The sequence below is a fragment of the Mycobacterium simiae genome, assembly GCF_008370645.1.
GTDB lineage: Bacteria > Actinomycetota > Actinomycetes > Mycobacteriales > Mycobacteriaceae > Mycobacterium > Mycobacterium simiae_A.
On sequence record NZ_VTZN01000255.1, the window covers coordinates 1 to 4990 of the forward strand.

The 4990-nt window shown below is 64.4% G+C and carries 4 protein-coding genes and 1 pseudogene; all 5 read left to right on the forward strand.

The features are described from left to right. Positions 1 to 17 precede the first annotated feature (17 nt). Positions 18 to 965 (forward strand): homoserine kinase, encoded by a 948-nt coding sequence (gene thrB, locus F0Q45_RS24155; RefSeq protein ID WP_149656303.1) that lies wholly within the window; start codon positions 18 to 20, stop codon positions 963 to 965. A gap of 336 nt (positions 966 to 1301) precedes the next feature. After that, entirely contained in the window at positions 1302 to 3077 is a 1776-nt protein-coding gene (rho, locus tag F0Q45_RS24165) for a transcription termination factor Rho (RefSeq protein WP_373425081.1), read from the forward strand. Between the two features lie 135 nt (positions 3078 to 3212). After that, positions 3213 to 3449, forward strand: a complete 237-nt coding sequence (rpmE, locus tag F0Q45_RS24170; RefSeq protein ID WP_149656305.1) for a 50S ribosomal protein L31 — start codon at positions 3213 to 3215, stop codon at positions 3447 to 3449. A gap of 98 nt (positions 3450 to 3547) precedes the next feature. Continuing rightward, positions 3548 to 4621 carry a peptide chain release factor 1 gene (prfA, locus tag F0Q45_RS24175; protein ID WP_149656306.1) on the forward strand — a complete coding sequence of 358 codons (1074 nt, stop codon included), beginning with the start codon at positions 3548 to 3550 and terminating at the stop codon, positions 4619 to 4621. Beyond that, positions 4618 to 4990, forward strand: a pseudogene (locus F0Q45_RS24180) (peptide chain release factor N(5)-glutamine methyltransferase); the annotation flags it as partial. The gene prfA and the pseudogene F0Q45_RS24180, both read left to right, overlap by 4 nt.

Here is a 4990-nt window from a genome sequence, read left to right on the forward strand (position 1 = left end):
GGTCTGGCTAAGGGCTGTTGGTGACCCAGGTGCTGCCTGCCGGGCTGGTGGCGAGCGCCGTGGTGGCGGCATCCAGCGCTAACCTCGGCCCGGGTTTCGACAGCATCGGTCTTGCGTTAAGCCTCTGTGACGAGATCGTGGTTGAGACAACGGATTCCGGCTTGGAGGTAACGGTCGAGGGGGAGGGTGCCGATCAGGTACCGCTGGGCCCGGAACACCTCGTGGTGCGTGCCGTCCAGCACGGACTGCGCGCCGTGGGGGCCGGGGCTGCCGGTCTAGTGGTGCGCTGCCGCAATGCCATCCCGCATTCCCGTGGTTTGGGCTCTTCCGCAGCGGCCGTGGTGGGCGGACTCGCTGCCGTCAATGGCCTTGTAGCACAGATGAATTCGCTGCCACTAAGCCAGGCTCAACTGATCCAGCTGTCCGCGGAGTTTGAGGGGCACCCCGATAACGCCGCGGCTGCGGTGCTGGGCGGCGCTGTGGTCTCCTGGATCGACCGCAGCGGTGATCGGGCTGAGTACTCGGCCGTGCCCCTGCGCCTCCACGCCGACATCCACCTCTTCTCGGCGATTCCGGAGGAGCGCTCCTCGACCGCGGAGACCCGAGTGCTGCTGCCCGCTCAGGTTAGCCACCATGACGCCCGATTCAACATCAGCCGCGCCGCGTTACTGGTGGTTGCCCTCACCGAGCGGCCCGATCTGTTGATGCCGGCCACCGAAGACCTGCTTCATCAACCGCAACGTGCTCCGGCGATGCCGGCCTCGGCGGAATATCTGCAACTGTTGCGGCGTCATAATATTGCAGCGACGATCTCTGGGGCCGGACCATCGCTGATCGCCCTAACCACAGCGCAGGAGTTGCCCACCGAAGCGATCGAATACGGCGCCGCAAACGGATTTACTATCACGGCCATGACGGCCGGGGACGGAGTTCGCTGGAGCCCCGAACTCTCAGCTATAGGGTGATTAACAACGCAGCGGGCGGGTTTGCTTGCTTCCGGCCAGGAAGCGGGCTATCCTCGGAGCCGTCCAGCAATCGCAGCATCTGCATCCACACTGCCTTGCCGCTAGGACAACCACCAATTCTTCTCGTGGACGAGGTTCGCCTTACTCGCCGCCGATCCTGGCGATCACCGTTGCAGAGTCGATGATTGGGCGCACTCGGCAATTTGGCTGAATGCTCGGCCTAAAGCAAGAACCCCCCGCATGACGTGATCGGCGGGGGAAGAAAGGAAATCCGTGACTGATACGGACCTCATCACGGCTGGCGAAAGCACCGAAGCCGATAAGCGGTCGGAACCCGTGACCAAAGACTCTTCGGACGCTCGTACACCGGCGTCGGGCGGTTCGTCAGGCGGTTCACTGTCCACGATGGTGCTGCCCGAACTGCGTGCGCTGGCCAACCAAGCCGGTGTCAAGGGGACGTCCGGCATGCGTAAGAGCGAACTCATCGCAGCAATTCAGGAGATCAGGGGACAAGCTAACGGCGCCTTGGCAGATTCCGCGTCGTCGCAAGGCCCTGCCGCGGCGGAGCGGTCCGCGAGCACAGAGGCTCCTGCGCACGACACGTCCGCCCCTCAGGCGGTCCAGGCCGAATCATCGGGTGACATGCCGCGACGAGAGCGGCGCAGGTCGGCACGTGACGCGGGGCCATTGCGCGGCTCAGCAGAGGGTGCAGAGGGTGACGAAGGCGCCGCGGCCGGCGAGTCCGACCAACGCCCACGGGTTAACGCGGACACCAAGGCCGACGAGCGAGCAGCTGAGTCAGGCAGCGACGAAGGCGGTGACCAACAAGGTTCGGCGGGGCAGCAGTCCCGCGGTGACGAGGACAGCGAAGGTCGGCAGGGCCGGCGGGGACGCCGATTTCGTGACCGGCGTCGCCGTGGCGAGCGCACCGGCGAGGCCGCCGAAGCCGAATTGCGGGAGGACGACGTCGTCCAACCGGTAGCCGGCATCCTCGACGTCCTCGACAACTACGCTTTCGTCCGTACCTCCGGTTACCTGGCCGGTCCGCACGACGTCTATGTGTCGATGAACATGGTGCGCAAGAACGGATTGCGCCGCGGTGACGCAGTGACCGGTGCCGTCCGAGTGCCCCGGGAGGGCGAGCAGCCCAACCAGCGGCAGAAGTTCAACCCGCTGGTGCGCCTGGACAGCGTCAATGGTGGATCGGTCGAAGACGCTAAGAAGCGCCCTGATTTCTCCAAACTGACGCCGCTGTACCCCAACCAGCGGCTTCGTTTGGAAACCACGCCCGATCGGCTGACCACGCGGGTAATCGACTTGATCATGCCCATCGGCAAGGGCCAGCGCGCGCTGATCGTGTCGCCTCCTAAGGCCGGCAAGACGACGATTCTGCAGGACATCGCCAACGCCATTACCAGAAACAATCCGGAATGCCACCTCATGGTTGTGCTGGTCGACGAGCGGCCCGAGGAGGTCACCGACATGACCCGCTCGGTCAAGGGTGAAGTGATTGCCTCGACGTTCGACCGGCCGCCGTCGGACCACACCTCGGTGGCCGAGTTGGCGATCGAGCGCGCCAAGCGCCTCGTCGAGCAGGGCAAGGACGTTGTGGTGCTGCTCGACTCGATCACCCGGCTAGGGCGCGCTTACAACAACGCGTCGCCAGCGTCGGGGCGAATCCTCTCCGGTGGTGTCGATTCCACCGCGCTGTACCCGCCCAAGCGCTTCCTGGGCGCGGCCCGCAATATCGAGGAGGGCGGCTCGTTGACCATCATCGCCACCGCGATGGTCGAGACCGGGTCCACCGGTGACACCGTCATCTTCGAAGAGTTCAAAGGCACCGGAAACGCCGAGCTGAAGCTGGACCGCAAGATCTCCGAGCGACGGGTCTTCCCAGCTGTAGATGTGAACCCCTCGGGTACTCGCAAGGACGAGCTGCTGCTGTCGCCCGACGAGTTCGCCGTCGTCCACAAGCTGCGCCGCGTGCTCTCCGGTCTGGACTCGCACCAAGCCATCGACCTGCTGATGTCGCAGCTGCGCAAGACGAAGAACAATTACGAATTCTTAGTCCAGGTGTCCAAGACGACACCGGGGAACATGGACAACGACTAGTGCGACGGGAATGCGCGCACGCATCTCGGTGTTTGGGCCGATGTGGATTGACCTGGCATAATCGATCCTCGACTGCAGACCTAAGACCCGCGTGAAGCGCCGGGGCAAGAGCGGCCAACGATCGAAGAGGACAGCATGAAAACCGACATTCATCCCGCCTACGAGGAGATCACGGTGGTATGCGGGTGCGGAAACACCTTCCAAACCCGCAGCACCAAGCCGGGTGAGCGCATTGTGGTCGAGGTTTGCTCGCAGTGCCACCCCTTCTACACCGGCAAGCAAAAGATCCTCGACAGCGGTGGCCGGGTAGCCCGCTTCGAGAGGCGTTACGGCAAGCGCACGAAGGACGAAGCGGCGGCACCCAAGAAGTAGCCGCATTCCCGACGCCCGAACTGTGCACGTGCTGCGCAGGCCGGGCGTCGCTTCGCGTTTGCGGCGCGCACGGCTAAAGAGTTGGTAGGAGTTGTGATATGGCGCAACCGGTGCAGACGATTGACGTCTTGCTCGCCGAACACGCCGACCTCGAGCGTGCGCTGGCCGATCCGGAACTGCACGCCAACCCGGCTGCGGCCCGCAAAGCCGGACGCCGGTTTGCCATCTTGGCACCGATCGTGGCCACCTACCGCAAGCTGGCGGCTGCTCGCGACGATTTGGACACTGCGCGCGAGCTTGCGGCCTCCGACGAGTCCTTTGTTGCGGAGGCCGTGGAGTTGGAGACGCAGGTCGCTGAACTAGACGCCCAACTCATCGACATGCTGGCTCCGCGCGATCCGCATGACACCGACGACATCGTGCTCGAAGTCAAGTCCGGTGAAGGCGGCGAAGAATCGGCGCTGTTTGCGGCCGACCTGGCCAGGATGTACGTCCGCTACGCCGAGCGGCACGGCTGGAGCGTGACAGTGCTGGACGAGACCACCTCGGATCTGGGCGGCTACAAGGACGCGACGCTGGCAATTGGGAGCAAGGGCGACTCCGCCGATGGCGTGTGGTCGCGAATGAAGTTTGAGGGCGGGGTACACCGGGTACAACGGGTTCCAGTGACGGAATCCCAAGGCCGCGTGCATACTTCAGCGGCGGGTGTGCTGGTCTATCCGGAACCCGAGGAAGTGGGCGCGGTCCAGATCGACGAGTCGGATCTGCGCATCGACGTCTACCGGTCTTCGGGCAAAGGTGGCCAAGGTGTCAACACCACCGACTCCGCGGTGCGTATCACCCATCTGCCCACCGGGATCGTGGTCACCTGCCAAAACGAACGATCACAGCTGCAGAACAAGACGCGCGCATTGCAGGTGCTGGCAGCTCGCCTGCAGGCGATGGCTGAAGAACAGGCGCTGGCCGACGCCTCGGCGGATCGCGCCAGCCAGATCCGCACGGTCGACCGTAGCGAACGTATCCGCACCTACAACTTCCCGGAGAACCGCATCACCGATCATCGAATCGGTTACAAGGCATACAATCTCGACCAGGTTCTGGACGGCGACCTCGACGCGCTGTTCGACGCATTGGCTGCCGCTGACACGCAGGCCCGGCTGCAACAGTCATGACCTCGTTGCGGTACGCGATCGACTCGGCTGCGGCGCTGCTCGCCGAAGCCGGAATCGGCTCTGCGCGTTGGGATGCTGAACAGTTGGCTGCGCACGTCACCGGCACCGAGCGCGGTTTGCTTGCTCTGCTCGACGACGTGCCGGGCGACGAGTTCTTCCAGCGGTACTGCGACCTGATCACCGCCCGGTTGCGGCGGGTGCCGCTGCAGCATCTCACCGGAACGGTGTCGTTCGGACCGGTAGAGCTGCGGGTCGGCCCGGGCGTTTTCATACCGCGTCCGGAGACCGAAGCCGTGTTGGCGTGGGCCAGCGCGCAGCCGCTTCCAGCGCAGCCGGTCATCGTCGATTTGTGCACGGGATCCGGCGCGC